The organism is Micrococcales bacterium (genome assembly GCA_016703125.1).
Classification (GTDB): domain Bacteria; phylum Actinomycetota; class Actinomycetes; order S36-B12; family UBA10799; genus JADKAV01.
In genome coordinates this window covers 432,052-451,484 of record JADJCR010000004.1, presented here as the reverse complement: position 1 = coordinate 451,484, position 19,433 = coordinate 432,052, and the positions used below count along the sequence as shown (strand labels likewise).

Genomic DNA, 19,433 nt, shown 5'->3' with positions numbered 1-19,433 from the left:
GGGAGACACCATGCAACTCAACGAGATCTTCGCCAAAGACATCACCCGGACCATCGAGGGCGTCATCAAGGCAGACGACGACTCCCACATCGGCGTGGAGGTCGACGAGTATGTCCTCACCAATGAAGCCTCCAAAGGCCTTGAAGCGCTCCTGGAGGCCTACACCAGCCCGACCAACACAGCCAACGGAGCATGGGTCTCAGGGTTCTTCGGCTCCGGCAAGTCCCACATGCTCAAGATGCTGGCCCACCTGCTCGGAGAAGTCGAGGGTTCAGGCATTACCCGCGATGAGGTCATCGAGGCCTTCCTGGCCAAAGCCGGCGACAACGCCATCCTGGCCGCCCTGATCCGCAAGGCCACCACGATCCCCGCGAAGAGCCTGCTGTTCAACATCGACCAGAAAGCCACCGTTGTCAGCAAGGACCAAACCGATGCCCTCGTCAAGGTGTTCGTCAAGGTCTTCGATGAAGCCTGCGGCTACTTCGGGTCGATGGCGCACGTCGCGCAGTTCGAGCGCGACCTCGACCGCAAGCACCAGCTGGAGTCGTTCAAGGAGTCCTACGCTGGAATCGCCGGCCTCCCGTGGGAAGAAGGCCGCGAACTGTCCATCCTCGAAGAAGGCAACGTCGACACCGCCTACGCCCGATTGATCGGTGACACCGCAGCGTCCCCGCAGGGAATCCTTGCCAAGTACCGCGACGAGTACCAGCTGTCCATCGAGGACTTCGCCGACAACGTCAACACCTGGCTCGACAGCCAGGACTCCGGTGTGCGGTTGAACTTCTACGTCGACGAGGTCGGCCAGTTCATCGCTGGCAACGTCAAACTGATGCTCAACCTGCAGACCGTCGCGGAGACACTGGCCAGCCGCTGCAACGGTCGCGCGTGGGTGATGGTCACCTCCCAGGAGGACATGGACTCCGTCCTCGGTGACCGCACCAAACAGCAGGGCAACGACTTCTCCAAGATCCAGGCCCGGTTCGCCAACCGCCTGAAACTGACCAGCGCCGATGTCGAAGAAGTCATCCAGAAGCGACTGCTGCAAAAGAACACCGCCGGTGAGTCCACCCTCGCGGGGATCTACGCGGAGGAGGTCAACAACTTCGCCACCCTGTTCGGCTTCACCGACGGGTCGCGCACCTACCGCAACTTCAGCGACGAGGACCACTTCATCGCGTCCTACCCCTTCGTCACCTACCAATTCCCGCTGTTCCAGGCCGCCATCTCCGGCATCTCCGAGCACAACGGATTCGAGGGCCGCCACTCCTCGGTCGGCGAGCGGTCCATGCTCGAGGTCTTCCAGCACGTCGCCCGCAACCTCAGCGCCACCACGATCGGGGGCCTGGCCACTTTCGACGCCATGTTCGAAGGCATCCGCGCCACTCTGAAGTCCGCCGCGCAGCAGTCCATCATCACCGCCGAAGACAATCTGACCGGCCAGAACCCGCTCGCGGTGCGCGTGCTCAAAGCCCTGTTCCTGGTCAAGTACGTGCGCGACTTCAAAGCCACCCCCCGCAACATCACCGTCCTGCTATACGGGGCGTTCGGACAAGACCTCCACAGCCTCGCCACCGATGTGCAGGAGGCACTCAACCTGCTCGAGCAACAGACCTACATCCAACGCAACGGCACCCTGTACGAGTACCTCACCAACGACGAGAAGGACATCGAGGAAGAGATCAAGAGCGTCGATGTCGACTCCTCTGCTCTCACCTCCGAACTCGGCAAGATGGTCCAGGACATTCTGAAGTCCCCCAAGATCCGGTACACCCGCAACGGGCAGGACTTCGGCTACTGCCTGAGGATCGACGACGTGCCTGTCGGGCGCCCTCAAGAACTATCCATTAACGTCATCACCCCGAGTACGAGTACGCCGGAGTGCTCGACATCCTGCGCGCTCACACCACCGGCAAGGACGAACTGCGGGCCGTCCTGCCCGAAGACGCTCGACTCATCTCCGACGTCCTCAACTACCTGCGCACCGCCAAGTACGTGCGCCAAGCCCAGAGCATCACGATGACCGACTCGCACCGCCGGATCCTGCAGTCCAAGAGCAGCCAGAACGACGACCGGCACCGGGAACTCGTCAACCGACTCCGGGACCTGCTCGGAAAGTCCACGCTCATGGTGTTCGGGGCGATCTCAGCATCTCCAGCACCGACGGCGGCGCCCGCATTGAGCAAGGCTTCCAAGACCTCGTCTCCCGCACCTACCCCCAACTGAAACTGCTCGGCATCAAGCCATACACCGAGACGGACATCGCCACTGCCCTCGCAGCCACCGGCGCCACCCTGGACGATGACGCCACCGCACCACTGTCAGTCGCCGAGCAGGAACTCTTCGACCAAATCAGGTTGAAGGAGACCAACGGTGAACGCGTCACCGTCGCCTCCATCGTTGCGACGTGCCAGGCGAAGCCCTACGGCTGGTCCATGCCGGCGACCCTGACCCAACTGGCCCGCATGGCTTCCCTGGGTCGAGTGACCTTGACCTTGGACTCCAACAGGTTGAAACGCACCGAGGTCGCAGCGGCCCTGCGCAACACGCAACGCCAGTCATCGACCATCGTCTCTGTCCAGCAGCAGTACACCGCTGGGCAAACCCGTGCACTGCGCAACTTCCACCGCGACTTCTTCGACGACGCAGCATCCCCCCGCGACGCAGGCGACATTGCCAAAGCATGCGCTGAAGGGTTCGCCACCCTCGCGGGGACACTAGAAGCCCGCATCGACACGGATCGCTACCCCTTCACCGCCGCACTCGCACCAATCGTGACCACCCTGAAGGACTACGCAACCAAGCCCGAGAAATGGCTGGTGGAAGACCTCCCTGGCCACGCCACCGGTCTGCTGGACACCAAAGACCTGACCATTGACCCGATCGTCAGCTTCTTCGCCGGCCCCAGAAGCGGATCTTCGACACCGCTGCCGCCGCGTTGAACCGCGCCCACAGCAGCGGTGCGGCCGACCTTCCCTCGGCGGTGCAGATCAGCGCCCTCCTGGGTGACAGCAACCTTCTGTCCGGCGGGAAGATCATCCAACTCAAGACAGCCTCGGACGACCTCGCCGCTACCTTGGACCACCAGGTCGAACAGGCACGCGCCACCGCTCAGGAAGCCCTCCGGCAGCGCTCAGAGGAACTACGAGCTCTCCCCCGAATGGGCAAAGTCCTCGAAGAGACCCAGAGTGCGGTGGAAGAGAAGCCGAAACCCTCCTGGCATCCCTCGAGCGCCTCGACAATGCAGCCGCCATTCACCAGGCGCACGACGCCTTCGTGAGTGTCGAATACCCCATTCTGCTCGACGCCCTCATCCCGTCAACCTACCTTGGTCAGGACGGTCCCACCCCACCGGCCGTGACGGTGGCCCTGAACGCGCTCACCATTCCCTTCGACAGGACCCTACTGCAGAGCGAGAGCGACATCGAGGAGTACCTGGAGGCCTTGCGCGAGACCCTGGTGCAGCAGATCCGCGCCGGGAAGAGGGTGTCGCGCTGATGGACACTACCGCCCTGAAGTCATTCGCTACCGGCGCACGCAGCCAGTTGCTGCAGGAGGTGGCCTCGCGTCTGGACGGGGTGCTGGATCCCGCAAGCCCCAGCGGCGCGAATCCGCCGCGACGGTCGCCCGGCTCGATAAGGCAGTCGGCCAGGAGGGCCGGCAGGCTGTTGTCGACCGAGTCGCGTACACCTGGTTCAACCGGATCGTGGCGTTACGGTTCATGGACGCCAACCGCTACAACCCGGTCGCAGTGGTGTCACCCGCCTCCGGACAGGCGATCGGGCAGCCGGAGGTGCTGGCCGAGGCCAAAGCCGGCAGCGTCGACGCCCAGGTACTCGGGGCCAAAGCTGAGCGGGTCATCGACCTACTAGCCGGTCGGGTGTCAAGCTCGGACCCGCAGCAGGAGGCATACCGGCTTTTGCTCACCGCCCACTGCAACCACTTGTATGCGTCTATGCCGTTCATGTTTGAACGCATCGGTGACGAGACCGAACTGTTGCTGCCAGCTGACCTGTTGTCGGAGAACTCCATCGTCGCAAAGACCGCGGCCGCGTTGAGTGTCGAGGCGTGCGCGGATGTCGAGGTAATCGGCTGGTTGTACCAGTTCTACATCTCAGACAAGAAGGACCAGGTCATGGGCGGGGTCGTAGCGTCTGAGGATATCCCGGCTGCCACCCAGCTCTTCACGCCGGATTGGATCGTCAAGTACATGGTCCAGAACTCGCTGGGAGCGATGTGGCTGAACACCTTCCCGAGTTCTTCACTACGGCAGCAGATGGACTACTACGTCGAGCCTGCCAAACAGACGGATCAAGTGCAGGCCAACCTGGACACACTCACCCCTAAGTCACTCAACCCCGAGGGTCTGACTCTTGTTGACCCGGCCAGTGGCTCAGGACATGTCCTCGTGGAGGCCTATGACCTATTCAAGGCCATCTACCTGGAACGCGGCTACCAACAACGCGACGTGGCTCGCCTGATCTTGGAAAAGAACCTTTGGGGCCTAGACATCGACTCTCGCGCAGCGCAACTGACGGGCTTCGCTCTGATGATGAAAGGCCGCGCAGATGACCGAGGGCTGTTCAAACGCGGTGTGAAACTCAACATCACGACGATAGTCGATAGCGCAGGCTTCGACTCGGAATACTGCGCGCAGGGAGTAACGCTCGCGGACTATGGGCTTGAGGCGGGCGACCTCACAGACCTGAAGGCGCTCTTTGAGCACGCCACAACGTTTGGCTCACTGATTGAGGTGCCCGAGCAACTGGCCGCGAAACTACCGGCGCTTAAACAGCTCAGTGAGGTGACTAGCCAAGACCTCTTCTTGGCCGAAGTTCTGAGACAAATCGGGCTGTTGGTGCGCCAGGGTGAGTTGTTGGCCGCACACTACGACGTTGTGGTAATGAATCCGCCTTACATGGGCAGCGGGAGCATGAACGCGCTCTTGAAGAAGTTCGCCAAAGATCACTTTCCAAGTGCCAGGAGCGACCTCTTCGCTTGCTTCATCGAACGCAGCTACAGCCTGGCTAAGAATCTCGGCAACATCGCGATGGTCACCATGCAGAGTTGGATGTTCCTCTCTTCATACCAGAGGATGCGTGAGCGACTGCTTCGAGAGAAGACCATCACAACGATGGCGCAAATTGGATACAACAGCTTCCCATCGATGAATTCGAAGATTGCTCAGGCAACGGTCTTCTCGCTTGCTAACCATAAGATCGTAGATTTCGAGGGCACTTTCTTCGATCTGAACAGCGCACCCCAGTCGGCATCTAAGGACCGGGTCTTCCTTGAGCGAGACCCACGCAATCGATACGCGATTGGCGCTCGCGAGTTCGGCAGATTACCGGGAGTCCGCTGGCCTATTGGGCCAGCCCCCGTCGAACCATCTTTGACGAGTCGACACCCCTGGAAGACTTGGCAGATGTCGGGAAAGGCCTAGACACCGGCGACAATGAGCATTACCTCAGGCTCTGGTTCGAGACGGTTGGGGACCGAGATGGTACCCTGCCAGAAGGGCGGTCCGTACAGAAAGTGGTACGGGAATCACGACTACGTGATCGATTGGCGGGACAACGGGCGAGCACTCAGGAATCCTCGGGCTCAAACCTCAGGAACGTCCACAACTACTTCCGTCCGGGCCTGACTTGGACGAGGGTGTCAAGTTCGTTGCCCGCGTTCCGCTCATTCGACGAAGGCTTCATATTCGAATCCACAGGGCCTTGCATCTTCACTCACAGCTTCAGTAACAACCAGCTCGCCGCGCTCCTGAACTCCAAGTTGACGCCGGAGTTCCTCAGGCTCGTGGCGCCGACTCTTGATTTCCAGAGCGGCCATGTTGGTACTCTCCCCGTGATCCCGGTTGCGGAGAATAGCCAGGTCCTCGAATTGAACGCGGCTACCTGCATCGCGAAAACACGTGACGATTGGGACGCCTATGAACGATCGTGGGACTTTCAGGCCCTTCCGATCTTGGCGGCATCCTCTGATGTGACGCCAACACTGGAGTCCATGTATGCCGCATGGACTTCCCGGAACCGGGACACCGTCGCGGACGTGAAGCGCCTTGAGGAGGAGAACAATCGCCTTCTCATCGATGCCTACGGACTTTCCGTCGAGATGGGCCCGGATGTGCCGATTGAGCAGATTACCCTCACGGTGAATCCTGCCTATCGGTATGACGTACGACTGACAGAAGATGAGCGCTGGACGAGGTTCCGTCAGGACACGATGCGGGAGTTGGTCTCCTATGCGGTCGGTTGCATGCTGGGTCGCTACAGCCTCGATACGCCCGGCCTCATTCTTGCGAGTCAGGGGGGAACGCTGGCGGAGTACTTGGCGCGGGTGCCGGCTCCGACGTTCGTTCCGGATGAGGACAACGTCATGCCGATTTTGGCGGAAGAGTGGTTTCCTGACGACATTGTCGGGCGATTTCGGGAGTTCCTGAAGGCGTCGCTGGGTGAGCAGCATCTCCAGGAGAACCTGCGCTTCTTAGAGGACTCCCTTGGCAAGGACATCCGCACATTCTTCGTGCGCGACTTCTACAAGGACCACGTGCAGCGGTACAAGAAACGACCGATCTACTGGATGTTCTCCTCTCCCAAGGGGAGCTTCAACGCCCTGATCTACATGCATCGCTACCGCCCCGACACGGTCAGTGTGGTGTTGAACAAGTACCTGCGGGAGTTCCAGGCCAAGCTCACTGCCCGGCTCGCCACCCTCTCGGCCACCGAGGTATCGGAGGCAGCCTCCACCAAGGAGAAGACCGCCGCACGTAAAGAGGCTGATCAGATCCGCAAGATGCTCACCGAACTATCGGACTACGAGCACGACGTGCTGTACCCCCTGGCCGCCCAACAGATCACCATCGACCTCGATGACGGGGTCAAGGCCAACTACCCCAAGTTCGGGGCGGCGCTGAAGAAGATCCCCGGACTGACCGCCGATGAGTGACATTTCCCCGACCACCGATCAGATCACGCGGGCGCTCGAACGGCTCTTCGTGCGCCACCGGATCGTGGTGTGGTCCGACCCCGAAACACAGTTCGGTGATGATTCCACGGCGGTTGCCCTGGACGACGTGACTGTCCTCACCGTGGCCAACAACGAGTTCGGGCTCAAACACCGCATCCTCCGTGACGAACCAACCGCCCGGTTCCTGCTGTACCGGCCGGGTGAACCGCCAGAAGAGCGGCACAACTGGTTGCTGGACGTCGAACTGGCATACGGCAGTTTCGTGGCCGACCGGGAAACCCTGCTCGCCCAAGACGTCGGACTCCCGGAAGGCGCCGGACACCTCGCGTCCGAGCATGGCAAGTTCTTCACCACCGCCAAGCGGCGCACGGCCTTAGCCAAGCGGCTGTCCGATGACGACTCCCCCGACACGGTGCGGTTGAAGATGCTGGCGGTCATCGTCCGGACCGATGACAACGCCCTGGACTCGGTGCTGCGGGCGCTGCTCCAGGAGGCCGCCGACGGTGAGGATGGGGCCGCGGATCTGATCAGCCAGTGCCGGCTGGACAGATACCTCTGGAATGCCAACGCCGCTCAGTACGGCTACGCGCCGGAAACACCGACGATCGAGGACTTCTCATTGTGGCTGTTCGAGATGTCGCTGACAGGCGTCAAGCCCTCCCGAGGCACTGACGCCGAGGGGCGAAAGGCAGCCGCGGCGGCGGTGTTCTTCCGTGGCTGGCAGGACAGCGTGAAGTACTCCCCCGGCTTCCGGGCGCTGTCCACGGCTGCGGCCCAGGCGCTGGACGTCAAGAACAAGATCGCCGCCCAGGACGTCCGGACCCTGCAACAATCGGATGCCTTCCGAGCCTTCGACGAGAAGATCCTCACCGCACTGAGTACAGGGGTCACCGAGCGCAGCATGCCCAGCCGCGAGGTCGCCGACTGGGTCCGGGAACGTCGACGCACATTCTGGGTCAACGATCCCGGCGACGACCAACACATCCTCGACCACCTGTACCAAGCGATCGGCGCCGCCGCGGATTTCCTTGCCGCGGTGGAGTCCTTCAGCCCGTCCATCGACTCCTTCGATGACGGGCTGTCCAAGTACGCCGGGTCGTGGTTCCACATCGATCAGCACTACCGTCAGTTCACCTTCCACACCCGAGCAGCCGACAATCATCCTGTCCTCGAAGGCCTGCGAGACAAGGTGGAGAAGTTCTACTCCAACAAGTTCCTACGCCCACTAGGCGACGCGTGGCAGCACCACGTTGACACTGCTCACCCGTGGCGAGCCGCGACGGTGCGGTCCCAGCAACGATTCTTCGACACCCGCGTCGCTCCCGTTCTCAAGGGCGGCCGGAACAAGGTGGTCGTCATCATCTCCGATGGCCTCCGGTATGAGGTTGCCGACGAGCTGCGGACGCGGATCCGACAGCAGGATCGATTCGACGCCGACCTCGATTACATGCTCGGCGTCCTGCCCAGTTACACCCAGGCTCGGCATGGCTGCCCTGTTACCGCACGCGACGCTGCAGCCCGACGACAAGGGGTTCGTGCACGTCGACGGCGAACCGTCCGCAGGTACGGAGAACCGGGCCAAGCTTCTGGAACCGGTAGGCGGGACAGCGATCCAGGCGGAGACCTTCCTCAGCATGACCAAGGATGAGGCCCGCGACCTGCTGAAGTCGGTGCAGGTCCTGTACGTGTATCACGACCGTATCGATAAGCGCGGTGACGCCAAGGCCACCGAGGCTCAAGTCTTCACAGCAGCCGAGGAGACCTTCACCGAACTGTTGGGCTTGCTCCGGAAGCTGGCCAACGCCAACGCCAACAACATCCTGATCACCGCCGACCACGGGTTCATCTACCAAGACACCCCCATCGACGACAGCGAGTTCATTTCCGAACCACCGCACGGCGATACCCTGGTGCATCGCAGCAGCCGGTTCGTGTTCGGCCGCGACCTCAAAGTCACGAATGCATTCACCAAGTTCAGTGCCCGGGACCTCGACCTGGCAGGCGACCTCGAGGTGCTGATCCCGAAGTCCATCGGTCGGCTACGCCGGCCAGGATCCGGCACCCGGTACGTGCACGGCGGGGCCGCACTGCAGGAGATCGTGATCCCCGTGCTCGCCGTGAACAAGAAACGCAGCAGCGACGTGCGCATCGTGGACGTCGAGCTGGTGGTCAGGTCCACGACCATCACGACGGGCCAGATCCTGGTGGAGATGTACCAGGCCACCGCTGTCGGGGACAAGGTGCAACCCCGAACCCTTCGCGTCGGCCTGTACGCCGGCGACGAGCTGATCTCCGACCAGGTCAGCCACACCTTCGACCTGCAGGCCGCCGACCCACGCGACCGAACCGTGACGGTGAAACTGCTGCTGACCACGGCCGCCGATGCCCACGACGGCCAACAGGTCGAGCTGCGCCTGGAAGCCCCGGTACCCAAGACAACGCACTTCACGACCTACACCAGGGCCACCTACACGCTGCGCCGCTCGTTCACGGCCGATTTCGATTTCTAGGAGACGCGCTATGGAAGACATCGACCGCAAGATCAACGCGGCGTTCCCCGGATCGGTCGTGCGCAAGGACCTGGTCAAGGCCGTCAAGGGCAACGCCATCGTGCCCTCCTACGTGCTGGAGTACCTGCTGGGTCAGTACTGCGCCACCGACGATGAGGCCACTATCGCCACCGGCATTGAAACGGTGCGCCAGATCCTGGCCCGGCACTACGTCAACCGCAACGAGGCGGGCCTGATCCGCTCCACCATTCGGGAGAAGGGCCGCCACAAGGTGATCGACAAAATCTCGGTGGCCCTCAACGACAAGGACGACGTGTACGAGGCCGAGTTCGCCAACCTCGGCATCAAAAAGGTCCTGGTCGAGCCGGGCACCGTCAAGACCCACCCCAAACTGCTCGTCGGCGGGTGTGGTGCATCTGTGACGTCGAATACGACCACCAACTCGACGCCACGTCCGTGCCCTGGGTGCTCGGATCGTTGAAGCCGATCCAACTGTCCAACTTCGACAACGACGCCTACCTGGCTGCCCGCCGGGAGTTCAGCACCGATGAGTGGATCGACCTGCTCATCCAGTCGATCGGGTTCAACCCGGCCATGTTCGGCCGACGCGACAAACTCATCCAGCTCGTGCGACTGATCCCCTACTGCGAACGCAACTACAACCTCATCGAACTGGGACCCAAGGGCACCGGCAAGTCCCACATCTACTCCGAGTTCTCCCCCCACGGCATGCTGATCTCCGGGGGCGAGGTCACCGTGGCCAAGCTGTTCGTCAACAACGCCAACGGCCGCCTCGGTCTGGTCGGCTACTGGGACTGTGTCGCCTTCGACGAGTTTGCTGGCAAAGGCAAACGCCCGGACAAGGCGCTGGTCGACATCATGAAGAACTACATGGCCAACAAGACCTTCTCGCGTGGGATCGAGACCCTCGGTGCGGAGGCGTCGATGGTGTTCGTCGGCAACACCCAGCACACCGTGCCCTTCATGCTCAAACACTCCGACCTGTTCGACGAACTGCCTACCGCGTACCACGACTCGGCGTTCCTGGACCGGCTGCACCACTACATCCCCGGCTGGGAGATGGACATCATCCGCGGTGAAATGTTCTCCGACGGCTACGGCTTCGTCGTGGACTACATCGCCGAAATCCTCAAATCCATGCGAGTTCTCGACTTCTCCGACCGGTACCAATCGGACTTCACCTTGTCATCCGACATTTCGACCCGCGACCGGGACGGGGTCCACAAGACGTTCTCGGGGCTGATGAAGATCCTCTACCCTGCTGCGGAAGCCACCACGGAGGAGATCGAAGAGATCCTGCGCCTATCGATTGAGGGACGCAAGCGGGTCAAGGATCAACTCGTCCGCATGGACGCCACCATCACCGAGGTCCAGTTCGCCTACACAGACATGTCCGGACAGACCCGCACTGTCACGACTCTTGAAGAGGACGAGTACCCCACCTACTACCGCCGCCGGCGCAGCAGTGTCGATGGGGACGAAAGCCAGGATGATGGCGCGGATCCCCTGACCGGCCCGCCCGTTGCTGCGCCAGCCGAGGCTGAGACTCCAGAGCCCGAGGGTGCGGCGGAGAGCACCGAGCCTGGCCCGCAGGCCGGTCAGCTGCAGTTCCAGGAGAACCAGAAAGGCGTCTCCTACGATCGGCTCTTCGGCCCGTACCTGGCCGGCGCAACCGAGATCACGATCACCGACCCCTACGTGCGCATGTTCCACCAGGCCCGCAACCTGATGGAGTTAATCGAGACCGTTGCCAAACTCAAAGCCGATGACGCAGAAGTCACCGTCAAGCTGATCACGATCGAAGACGAGGACCCGGAACGTGCGCGCAGGCAACTGGAATTCCTCGCCCAGATCATGCAGGCCGCCGCAGCCGCCGGCATCAAGTTCACCGTGGACCCCGACAAAACCCGCACCATCCATGACCGGGACATCGTTACCGACACCGGATGGAAGATCCTCCTGGGTCGAGGCCTGGACGTCTACCAGTACGTCTCCAGCGACGCCTTCGACATGGCCAGCCGGGTTCAGGACTTCCGGCGGGTCAAGGCCTTCTCGGTGACGTACGTTCGGCATGAGGCGATCCCCGATCCTGCCCAGGGGCAGTGATGAGTGATCTCAAACTGTTCCGCCTGGTCAACGGGCAAGCCGAGGAGCTCACCGGGGTGCCGTAGCCCTGGAGAAGACCCTGCAGACAGTCATCGAGAGCAACATGGAGACCCTCTTCGGTGTGCGGTTCCTCGCCAGCGAGTTCTCCACCGGCCCCAAGCATGGAGGTCGCATCGACAGCCTCGGACTTGACGAGAACGGCAGCCCCGTCATCTTCGAATACAAGAGGGCGGTGAACGAGAACGTCATCAACCAAGGGTTGTTCTACCTGGACTGGTTGATGGATCACCGCGGCGACTTCACCGTGTTGGTCCAGACCCGCCTTGGAAGCGACGCGTTCTCAGACATTGACTGGACCGCGCCACGCCTGGTCTGTGTGGCCAGCGACTTCACACGGTACGACGAACATGCCATCGCTCAGATGGGCCGGTCCATCGAGCTGGTCCGCTATCGGGACTTCGACGAAGGGTTCCTCACCCTGGACCTTGTCGCATCGACGGCGGGCAGCGGCTCCCACCGCTGGCCCAGGCAACGTTGTCCTCAGGGCGGAAGAAGGGCAAAGCCCAGTCGGCCGCAACTGTAACCGAGCTGCTCGCCAAAGCCTCGGCTTCGCTCAAGAGTCTCTACGCGGACTTGGACGCTCAACTCCTAGCGCTCGGCGATGACGTGACGATGACGACCCGTAAGCTCTACTTCGCATACCGGCGCATCAAGAACTTCGCGTGCGTGGAAGTCCACCCGAGCTCGGCCACGCTCTTGGTGTACGTGAAGGTCAATCCCGACACCATCGAACTCGCGGCGGGCTTCACGCGTGACGTGCGGACCATAGGTCACTTCGGCACCGGCGACCTAGAAATCAAGATCACGACGAATGCCGACCTGGAGAGGGCCCTCCCGTTGATCCGCACGAGTTACGCCACCAGCTGACGGAACACCCAGTTCCCCTGCAACCGCAGGCGAGGCTTACGCCGCAACCAGCGAAACCACGATCGCCGAGTCCGTATCCTCCCCCTCGCCGACGAGCAGAACACCAACAATGATCCTCCCGCAGTCCAGTACGCGGCAGCATTGCCCAGGCCAACGGAGGATCAGCCGAGAGCGACCTCGAACTGCTCGATGCTGCGGGCGAACGCCGACATCATGGCCAGGTGCTCCAGTGCTTCTTGCACGCCGGTCTCTTCGGTGCGGTGCGCCCGGGGGTTACGGGCCAGCATGAAGCATGCTCTACCCAAGTCCATGGTCCCCCGACGCAGGCTCGTCCTCGTATCGGCGTCGAGGTCGGCAGGAGGTCGGAGCCGTACTTGCCCAGGGTTCGGTTCGGCTTCACCGAGCAGGTCCTGGATTAGCTTGACCTCGCCAAGATCGTCACGTCGGGCCAGTAGGCGGAGTTGTTCGTTCAGATCCCGGGAGGCCGCTAGCACGGCGTCGTCGTACCCTGCTCGGGCCCATCTTGTGCGAACCGCATCGGTCCATACCCACGGGCGGAACTGTTCTGCGGCCAACTGCGGCCCGGAGGGTTTGAGGTTCTCTTCGATTTCGGCGCGTCGGGCGATCATGGATCGGGCAGCTATGGCCGCGTCCCGTTGAGCCCGGAACTCGTATGACTTGCTGCCGTGTTCGTGCTGCTGCCAATCGGGGTAGACCTCGGCGAGGACGCGCTTGACTATCACCCACTGACCCAACACGTTCTCACGAGATACCGAGGGCCTACCGGTAGCGCTGAAATGAAAGACGCCGCTGTTGTTGATAGGCGCGGTCTGCTCTATGAACACATCCAGTTGCTGCAAGACCCAATCCTGATCCACTGTGTAACCCGCCTTTCGGATCCTCCTGTTCAATGTCCTGGCTTTGCGTCAGCGCGTCTGGGTTCCTGATGGATCAGATCCGCGTTTGCCGCTGATGGTCTTGGCAGGCTTCAACGGCAGCACCTTCGGGGCCGGCACGGGCTTCGGCGGGGGATGGGGTTTGTCACTCACGTGGACATTGTCCCCCACAAGACCGCCCCTGCCGCGAAAGCAAGGCAGACCAAGGCTGCCAGAAGTGTCCACACCGACCAAGAAAGCCACTTGGCCCGAGTCTGGGCTTCGTCGTGTGCTGATTGCAACACCCCTGGCTTGTTCATGCCGTCTTTACCACTGGATTCTTCTGGTGCATCCCTGACCAGTTGTGCCGTGACTTGGACGATGGCATCGGGCTGGGAAGTCTGCTCGACCCACATCTCAGTCAGCCTGGCCGGGGCGATCAACTGCACGTTGAGTGGCCGAAGAGTCAGCACCGCGAACACCGCCGAAGCGACCAGACCGAGCAGGGATAACGATCCGGCAATCTTTACGGCCAAGTTCATCGGGCCCATGTCACCGATGGTTAGTGCCGCAAGCAGAAACGTGAGGACTGCAGTGATGGTGGATAGCAGCGCCACCGCTCGCTTCTCGAATGCGGCACTGCGTGACAGATGAGAACTCAAAACATGGGTGACGGCGCCTGCGAAGACGTCTGCGTTTCGCACCTGCGCAGCAGGCTGTTCCTCGTCCACGCTGCCATTGTCGAACACGGCCTCAGAACCTTGTTACAGCATTCAGCAGGTAGTCCACGGTGAATCTGCTGACGACGGCGACTCGAGCACGTCTATGTGCCCTGGATGTAGGGGGGCATCCAGCCGTAGTAGTAGGTCATGTCGATGTAGGCGTCGATCTTCATGATGCTGATCGCCCCGCCGGTGGTGGTGACCATCCGGCCGTCTCCGAGGGCGATCGCGATGTGGCCGGCGCCGTCGCCGGTGCGCGGGTCCCACACCAGGACTGCCCCGCGTGGGGGGTTGAGGTCTTTGGGATGGTGCAGGTATTCCGGGGAGCTTTCCCACACCTGGTAGGCGCGGGGTAGGCCTGCGCTGTAGCCGTAGGCGAGGGTGACGAATCGCAGGCAGTGGCCGGAGTACTGGTATTCACCGACCATGTTCAGGGCCCACTGGACGGCTTGTTCGGAGGTGCGGGGGTTGGTGACGCCTTTGGGCATCATCGTGTCGACCTTGCCGTTGGCCCCCCCTGCCGCCGGTGCTACCGCGAAGTCCGGTGATGCGGCTTTGGTCATGATGGTGGTGACGTAGGTGCGGGTTTCCGGATAGGGCGGGATGCCGTGGTAGGTGTCCACCGCGCCGGGCCCGGCGTTGTAGGCGGCCAGGGCCAGTTCGATGACCGGGGTTCCCTTCATCGTCGTGAATTGTTCGAGCAGTGCGCACATGAACTTGCCTTGCGCGGCGATCGCATCGTCGGGGTCGAAGGGGTCCTTGAACCCGTCGCCGTTGCCGTCGGTGCCCCAGGTTTCCCAGGTTCCTGGCATGAACTGGGCGATGCCTTGGGCCCCGGCCGGGGACACAGCCCGCGGGTTGAAACCCGATTCGGTGTCGATCTGCGCGGCCAGGACCGGGGCGGGTAGCCCCGGGCAGGACGCCGAGGCGGCCAGGATGGCCAGGTGGTATGCGGCAGGGACGGCCGGGCCCAGCGCGGTGGCACCCGCCGCGCCCGGGGACACCCCGATCAGCACGACCAGCAGCAGCGCGGGAATCCCGAGCACGACCGCCAGCGCCCCTGCCGCGAGTCCTTTCACCGACTGCTCCTGACCACCGCGGCACCGGTGAACCCGGCACCGGCGTCGGGTGTGCGGGCGGGCCGGCGGTCAGGTCCGGGTGCAGCGGGGTCCGGTTGGTCGCGATGCCCAGCTGGTCGCCGGGGTCCTGCAGGGCTGCGGGTGCTGGGCGCAGCGGGGTGAGGCCCTCCGGCGGTGCCAGCCGGCGGGCCGGCCCGAACACGGTCCAGGCAAAGACGGGTACGGGCGTGGGCGCGCTGCCGACCGGCGAGGCTGGGGGCTGCGGTGTGGTCTGCGGCGCCGGGACGGCGGGGGGCTGCGGGGCTGGGGCTGCGGGGTGCCGATGGTGTCATCGGCGTGCGCTGCCGGGGCCAGCGCGACCAGCAGGGCCAGCACCGCACCCGATGTTGCGGGCCGGTTCACGGGCTGTCCTGCCCCGCGGTGACGAACGGCGTGTAGGTGAGGCTCGGGTCGGGGGCGGTGACGGTGAACTCGACGCCGGCCGGTGTGATTGGCGGGGCGAGTTTTACAGTCACCGTCCACCCACTGGACCGCGACGGTGAACACGCTGCTGGCACCGTCGGGGGTGTCCACCAGCAGCTGCACCTCGGTGAGCGACGAGGGGTCGAAGCCGGCGATGTGCCAGCCGGTGACCTGCCCGGTCGGGGCCGGCACGGGGTCACCGTTGGTGACGCCGGCCTCGGCGGCCAGCGCCGTGTACGCCGCGGTGGTGGCCTGCAACAAGGTGGCGGTGTCACCGGCGACCTGGTCGCCGATGGTCGCGGTGAACACCGCCGGGCCGGTGTAGGCGTCGATCCGCGCGGACAGGTGCACCGCCGCCAACGCGGCACCCACCGCAGTGGGGGCGAAACCCGCCGAGCGGGTCGCGCTGAACTCGTACGGTCCGGCCATGGCGCTGACCGGCAGCAGGGTTCCCTGCCATGCCACGGTGCTCACATCGACCGCCGGAACATCCGCCGCTGGCGCTAGCCCCGGGTTGCAGCCTCCTCGACCACCGCATGCCGCGGGAAGAAGGCGGTCGCCACACTCTGGATCACCGCCGCGGCCGGCAGGGCCAGGAACGCCCCCAGCGGACCGAACAACGCACCGCCGGCCAGCAGGGCGATGAGCGCGCTTGCCGGCGCCAGCGCCATCGTCCGGGCTGAGACGCGAGGGCTGATGATGTAGTCCTGGAAGGGGATCCAGGCGGCCAGCACGGCGAGGAAGATCAGGGCATCCATGGGGTTGCGGGTCACGAGGATGATCAACGGGAGCACGGCGGCGACGTAGGTGCCGATCGTCGGCAGGAACTGCGAGACCAGGCCGTACCAGATGGCCAGCGCCACCGCGTACGGGCAGTCCAGCAGCCACAGCGCGACCCCGACCACGCTGCCGGCCAGCAGCGACGTGAGGATCCGGGAGTACAGGTACCCGCCGGTCTTGTACACCGCGATGTCCCATGCCTGCCCGACGACGGTCTGAGTGCCGGGGGTGAGGAATGACAGCACGAACCGGCGGAACCGGTCCTGATTGGCGAGCAGGAAGAACGTGAACAGCAGGATCACGAAGAACTCGAACAATCCGCCCACCAGCGCACTGGTGATGCTGACTGCGCCGCCGGCGATGTCCGGCAGGTGCCCCTGCAGCGACGACAACGCCTGCTGGGCCTGGCTGGTGTTGGACAGCATGTCGATGTTGACGCCGAAGCGGGACGCGAAGTCCTTCAGATTGGTGAGCAGCAGGGGCAGGTCCTTGATCATCGCCTGGATCTCCCCCACGATCAGCGGGGTCATCGCGATGAGCAGGACCAGGATGCTGACGATCAGCCCGAGCATGACCAGTGCCGTGGCCAGCCCCCGTTTCAGCCCCTTCCCGACCAGCCAGTCGACCGCGGGAGCGAGTGCGAAATACAGGAAGGCGGCGATGATGAACCACCAGAGCAGATACCAGACCCTGCCGAGCATGGTCGTCGCCGCCCACGCCACCAGCACCAGCACGATGGCGACCGTGAAGGCGTGCGCGCTCCAGGGCGACAGCGGACGCTTGAACCACGCCCCCAGCGGCCCGCTCAGGGCGCCGGGCTCCAGCGACTGGGTCTGGGTGTCATCCGGCTTGGACATGGCGCCTCACAGACCCCGACGGTAGCGGTGATGCCGGGGCCCTCCCGGGAGGCGCGGCGGGCGTCAGTCGAACCGCAGGTCCAGGGGCTTGTCGAGGTACGCCGCGTACCGCGCCGCGGGGGTCTCGATCGCGGTCCTGCTGCGCGCCGACAGGCCGCCGAAGCCCGTGACCGTCACGCGCACGCTACGGGCTAGTACCTTGCGGTGCCAGATCCCGACGATCCGGCCGTGCTCCACCACGGTGGCCTTGAACATGCCGTTGCCGCCGGGGACGACGCGGCGCAAGTGCTCGGGCTGCATGTACAACGAACGGTCCTTGTAACCGAGCATGTACTCGTCGAAGCCGGGGAGCAGCAGCGCCGGTGGCACGTCTGATACCTGGCTGGCGACCGTGTACATCGGCTGGCCGGCGACGGTGACGCTGTCGAGTCCGGCCTCGGCGATCGCCTGCTTGCTGTCGGTGGCCGTCAGCCCGGTCCAGCGCTGGAAGTCCTCGCGGGTGGCCGGACCGTGGCTGCGGAAGTACATCGTGGCCAGCAGCGCAAGGGCCTCATCGCGGGACGGCGTGAGCGGGTCAGGGGCCCAATCGTCCAGCCGCACGAAGGTCTGCTCGGTGCCCTCGTTGGGCCCGATGCAGGTGATCCCGAGCTGCGCGGTGTGCCACAGCAGGTGGTACGACCGCTGGCCGGAGGTGTCGATCCCGGCGTCCTCGAGGGCCTGCAGGCATGCGGTGCGCGTGAGGCGGCGCCCCTGCAGCGTAGCTCCCAGGACCTCGGCGGCCTTGTCGACAGTGGCCCGGTCCAGGCCCAGGTAGTCCCAACGGGCTTTCAGGCCCAGCAGGGCGCGGCGGCCGGTGAGCTCCACCAGCCAGCGCGCATTGCGGGGGTGGACGAGGTGGATCGTGCCGCGCATCGGCCATGTCCGCAGTACTTCGCCGGCGGCCAGCGCGGCATCGATGTCGGCTTCCGTGACACCCGGCAGGCGGACTCCCAGCGACCACTTGCCGCTGGTCAGATCCTGGGCCTGCAGAGCGCCGCACCAGTCGGCGACGTCCGCCGCGCTGGCGCCGGGCGTGCTCAGCCGCAGGTTGCCCAGTCGGGCGGCCACGGCTTGTTCGCCGGTGAGTTCCACTGGTCCATCATGGCGTGGCCGAGGTGTCCCCGGAGCCCGGCACTGCGCTTTCCGCGTGAGGTTGGAGAATGAACGAACTCCACCCTCGCGACCTCGACCGCGCAACCCTGACCCCATGCACCTCGCCGCCGGACCCCCGGCCGGCGGGACAATGGCGGCATGCCCGACCTCATCGATGCGCTCGCCGGACCGGCGGAGGAGGTCGCACCGCAGTTGCTCGGGGCGGTCATCCGCGACGACCTGGTTTCCGTGCGCATCGTCGAGGTGGAGGCCTACGCCGGACAGCGTGACCCCGCCAGTCACGCCCACCGCGGTCCCAGCGCCCGCAACGCAGTCATGTTCGGCCCGCCGGGGCACGCCTACGTCTATCTGAGCTACGGCATGCACTGGTGCCTCAACGTCGTCTGCCACCCCGCTGGGGTGGGTGGCGGGATCCTGCTGCGCGCCGGGGAAGTGGTGTGGGGAACGGACGTCGCGCGGGGCCGGCGCGGCGGCCGCGGGGACCTCGCCCGGGGTCCCGGGCGCCTCGGCCAGGCGTTGGCCGTGTCCGCGGCGGACAACGGGGCGGACCTGCGCACGGGTCGGTTGCGACTTGCGGCCGCAGACGCAGCCGTGCCGGTGGTGAGCGGTCCGCGCGTGGGCGTCAGCCGGGCGGCGAACCGGCACTGGCGGTTCTGGATCGAGGGGGATCCGTTCGTCAGCGCCTACCGGCGCAGCAGCCGGGCTACTGCACCGCCGCCAGCAACTCGTTGATGCCGGGGTTGGTCAGAGGGGTGCCGTCCGGCAGCACCACGGTGGGGACGACGTGGTTGCCGCCGTTGACGCTACCCACGAAATCCGCGGCCGCCGGGTTCTCCTCGATGTTCACCTCGGTGAACTCCAGGCCCTGCCGGGCCATCTGCGCCTTCAATCGGGTGCAGTAGCCACACCAGGTGGTCGTGTACATCGTGATCATGCGTGCCTTCCTGTTCCTTCGCGTTGTGCTCGAGGG

Annotated in this window: 12 protein-coding genes and 3 pseudogenes; 8 read left to right on the top strand and 7 right to left on the bottom strand. The window is 64.1% G+C overall.

The annotated features are described in order from the left end of the window. Positions 1 to 10 precede the first annotated feature (10 nt). The 7 genes and pseudogenes from brxC to IPG68_09055 all read left to right on the top strand — a co-directional run bounded on the left by brxC (position 11) and on the right by IPG68_09055 (position 12,536). Positions 11 to 3,495 (top strand): annotated as a pseudogene (gene brxC, locus IPG68_09085) (BREX system P-loop protein BrxC). Between the two features lie 22 nt (positions 3,496 to 3,517). Continuing rightward, the gene (pglX, locus tag IPG68_09080; protein MBK6763407.1) at positions 3,518 to 5,440 is read left to right on the top strand and encodes a BREX-1 system adenine-specific DNA-methyltransferase PglX; all 1,923 of its coding nucleotides are present in this window, start codon (positions 3,518 to 3,520) and stop codon (positions 5,438 to 5,440) included. A 122-nt stretch (positions 5,441 to 5,562) separates the two neighbouring features. Beyond that, positions 5,563 to 6,951 (top strand): BREX-1 system adenine-specific DNA-methyltransferase PglX, encoded by a 1,389-nt coding sequence (pglX, locus tag IPG68_09075; protein ID MBK6763406.1) that lies wholly within the window; start codon positions 5,563 to 5,565, stop codon positions 6,949 to 6,951. After that, positions 6,944 to 8,620, top strand: a complete 1,677-nt coding sequence (pglZ, locus tag IPG68_09070) for a BREX-1 system phosphatase PglZ type A (protein ID MBK6763405.1) — start codon at positions 6,944 to 6,946, stop codon at positions 8,618 to 8,620. The genes pglX (IPG68_09075) and pglZ overlap by 8 nt, the downstream gene beginning before the upstream one ends. After that, positions 8,607 to 9,482 carry a PglZ domain-containing protein gene (locus tag IPG68_09065; GenBank protein ID MBK6763404.1) on the top strand — a complete coding sequence of 292 codons (876 nt, stop codon included), beginning with the start codon at positions 8,607 to 8,609 and terminating at the stop codon, positions 9,480 to 9,482. The genes pglZ and IPG68_09065 overlap by 14 nt, the downstream gene beginning before the upstream one ends. 10 nt (positions 9,483 to 9,492) lie before the next feature. Continuing rightward, positions 9,493 to 11,609, top strand: a pseudogene (gene brxL / locus IPG68_09060) (BREX system Lon protease-like protein BrxL). Then, positions 11,609 to 12,536, top strand: a pseudogene (locus IPG68_09055) (DUF91 domain-containing protein). Before brxL ends, IPG68_09055 begins: the two co-directional pseudogenes overlap by 1 nt. 161 nt (positions 12,537 to 12,697) lie before the next feature. Here the strand turns inward: IPG68_09055 and IPG68_09050 are convergent. From IPG68_09050 to IPG68_09025, 6 genes are all read right to left on the bottom strand, one after another. Further along, positions 12,698 to 13,396: a hypothetical protein gene (locus IPG68_09050; GenBank protein MBK6763403.1), complete on the bottom strand. Its 699-nt coding sequence runs from the start codon at positions 13,394 to 13,396 to the stop codon at positions 12,698 to 12,700. 185 nt (positions 13,397 to 13,581) lie between these two features. Next, positions 13,582 to 14,142 carry a hypothetical protein gene (locus tag IPG68_09045; GenBank protein MBK6763402.1) on the bottom strand — a complete coding sequence of 187 codons (561 nt, stop codon included), beginning with the start codon at positions 14,140 to 14,142 and terminating at the stop codon, positions 13,582 to 13,584. A 92-nt stretch (positions 14,143 to 14,234) separates the two neighbouring features. Further along, on the bottom strand, positions 14,235 to 15,212 hold the full coding sequence (locus IPG68_09040; GenBank protein MBK6763401.1) for a transglycosylase SLT domain-containing protein: 978 nt from the start codon (positions 15,210 to 15,212) through the stop codon (positions 14,235 to 14,237). 69 nt (positions 15,213 to 15,281) lie between these two features. After that, on the bottom strand, positions 15,282 to 16,148 hold the full coding sequence (locus IPG68_09035) for a hypothetical protein (GenBank protein ID MBK6763400.1): 867 nt from the start codon (positions 16,146 to 16,148) through the stop codon (positions 15,282 to 15,284). Between the two features lie 29 nt (positions 16,149 to 16,177). Further along, complete coding sequence (locus IPG68_09030; GenBank protein ID MBK6763399.1) at positions 16,178 to 17,311, bottom strand: AI-2E family transporter; 1,134 nt, start codon at positions 17,309 to 17,311, stop codon at positions 16,178 to 16,180. Between the two features lie 63 nt (positions 17,312 to 17,374). Beyond that, complete coding sequence (locus tag IPG68_09025; protein MBK6763398.1) at positions 17,375 to 18,559, bottom strand: AlkZ family DNA glycosylase; 1,185 nt, start codon at positions 18,557 to 18,559, stop codon at positions 17,375 to 17,377. A 42-nt stretch (positions 18,560 to 18,601) separates the two neighbouring features. Between IPG68_09025 and IPG68_09020 the strand changes: the two genes are divergently transcribed. Then, the gene (locus IPG68_09020; GenBank protein MBK6763397.1) at positions 18,602 to 19,195 is read left to right on the top strand and encodes a DNA-3-methyladenine glycosylase; all 594 of its coding nucleotides are present in this window, start codon (positions 18,602 to 18,604) and stop codon (positions 19,193 to 19,195) included. Here the strand turns inward: IPG68_09020 and IPG68_09015 are convergent. Further along, on the bottom strand, positions 19,167 to 19,397 hold the full coding sequence (locus tag IPG68_09015; protein MBK6763396.1) for a mycoredoxin: 231 nt from the start codon (positions 19,395 to 19,397) through the stop codon (positions 19,167 to 19,169). The two genes, IPG68_09020 and IPG68_09015, sit on opposite strands and share 29 nt — an antisense overlap. Between the last annotated feature and the right edge of the window lie 36 nt (positions 19,398 to 19,433).

What these genes read in the sequence shown, in the direction of transcription:
- IPG68_09015 (MBK6763396.1), bottom strand. Translation starts at nt 19,397, where the DNA reads ATGATCACGATGTACACGACCACCTGGTGTGGCTACTGCACCCGATTG.
- IPG68_09020 (MBK6763397.1), top strand. Translation starts at nt 18,602, where the DNA reads ATGCCCGACCTCATCGATGCGCTCGCCGGACCGGCGGAGGAGGTCGCA.
- IPG68_09065 (MBK6763404.1), top strand. Translation starts at nt 8,607, where the DNA reads ATGACCAAGGATGAGGCCCGCGACCTGCTGAAGTCGGTGCAGGTCCTG.
- IPG68_09030 (MBK6763399.1), bottom strand. Translation starts at nt 17,311, where the DNA reads ATGTCCAAGCCGGATGACACCCAGACCCAGTCGCTGGAGCCCGGCGCC.
- pglZ (MBK6763405.1), top strand. Translation starts at nt 6,944, where the DNA reads ATGAGTGACATTTCCCCGACCACCGATCAGATCACGCGGGCGCTCGAA.
- IPG68_09025 (MBK6763398.1), bottom strand. Translation starts at nt 18,559, where the DNA reads ATGGGGTCAGGGTTGCGCGGTCGAGGTCGCGAGGGTGGAGTTCGTTCA.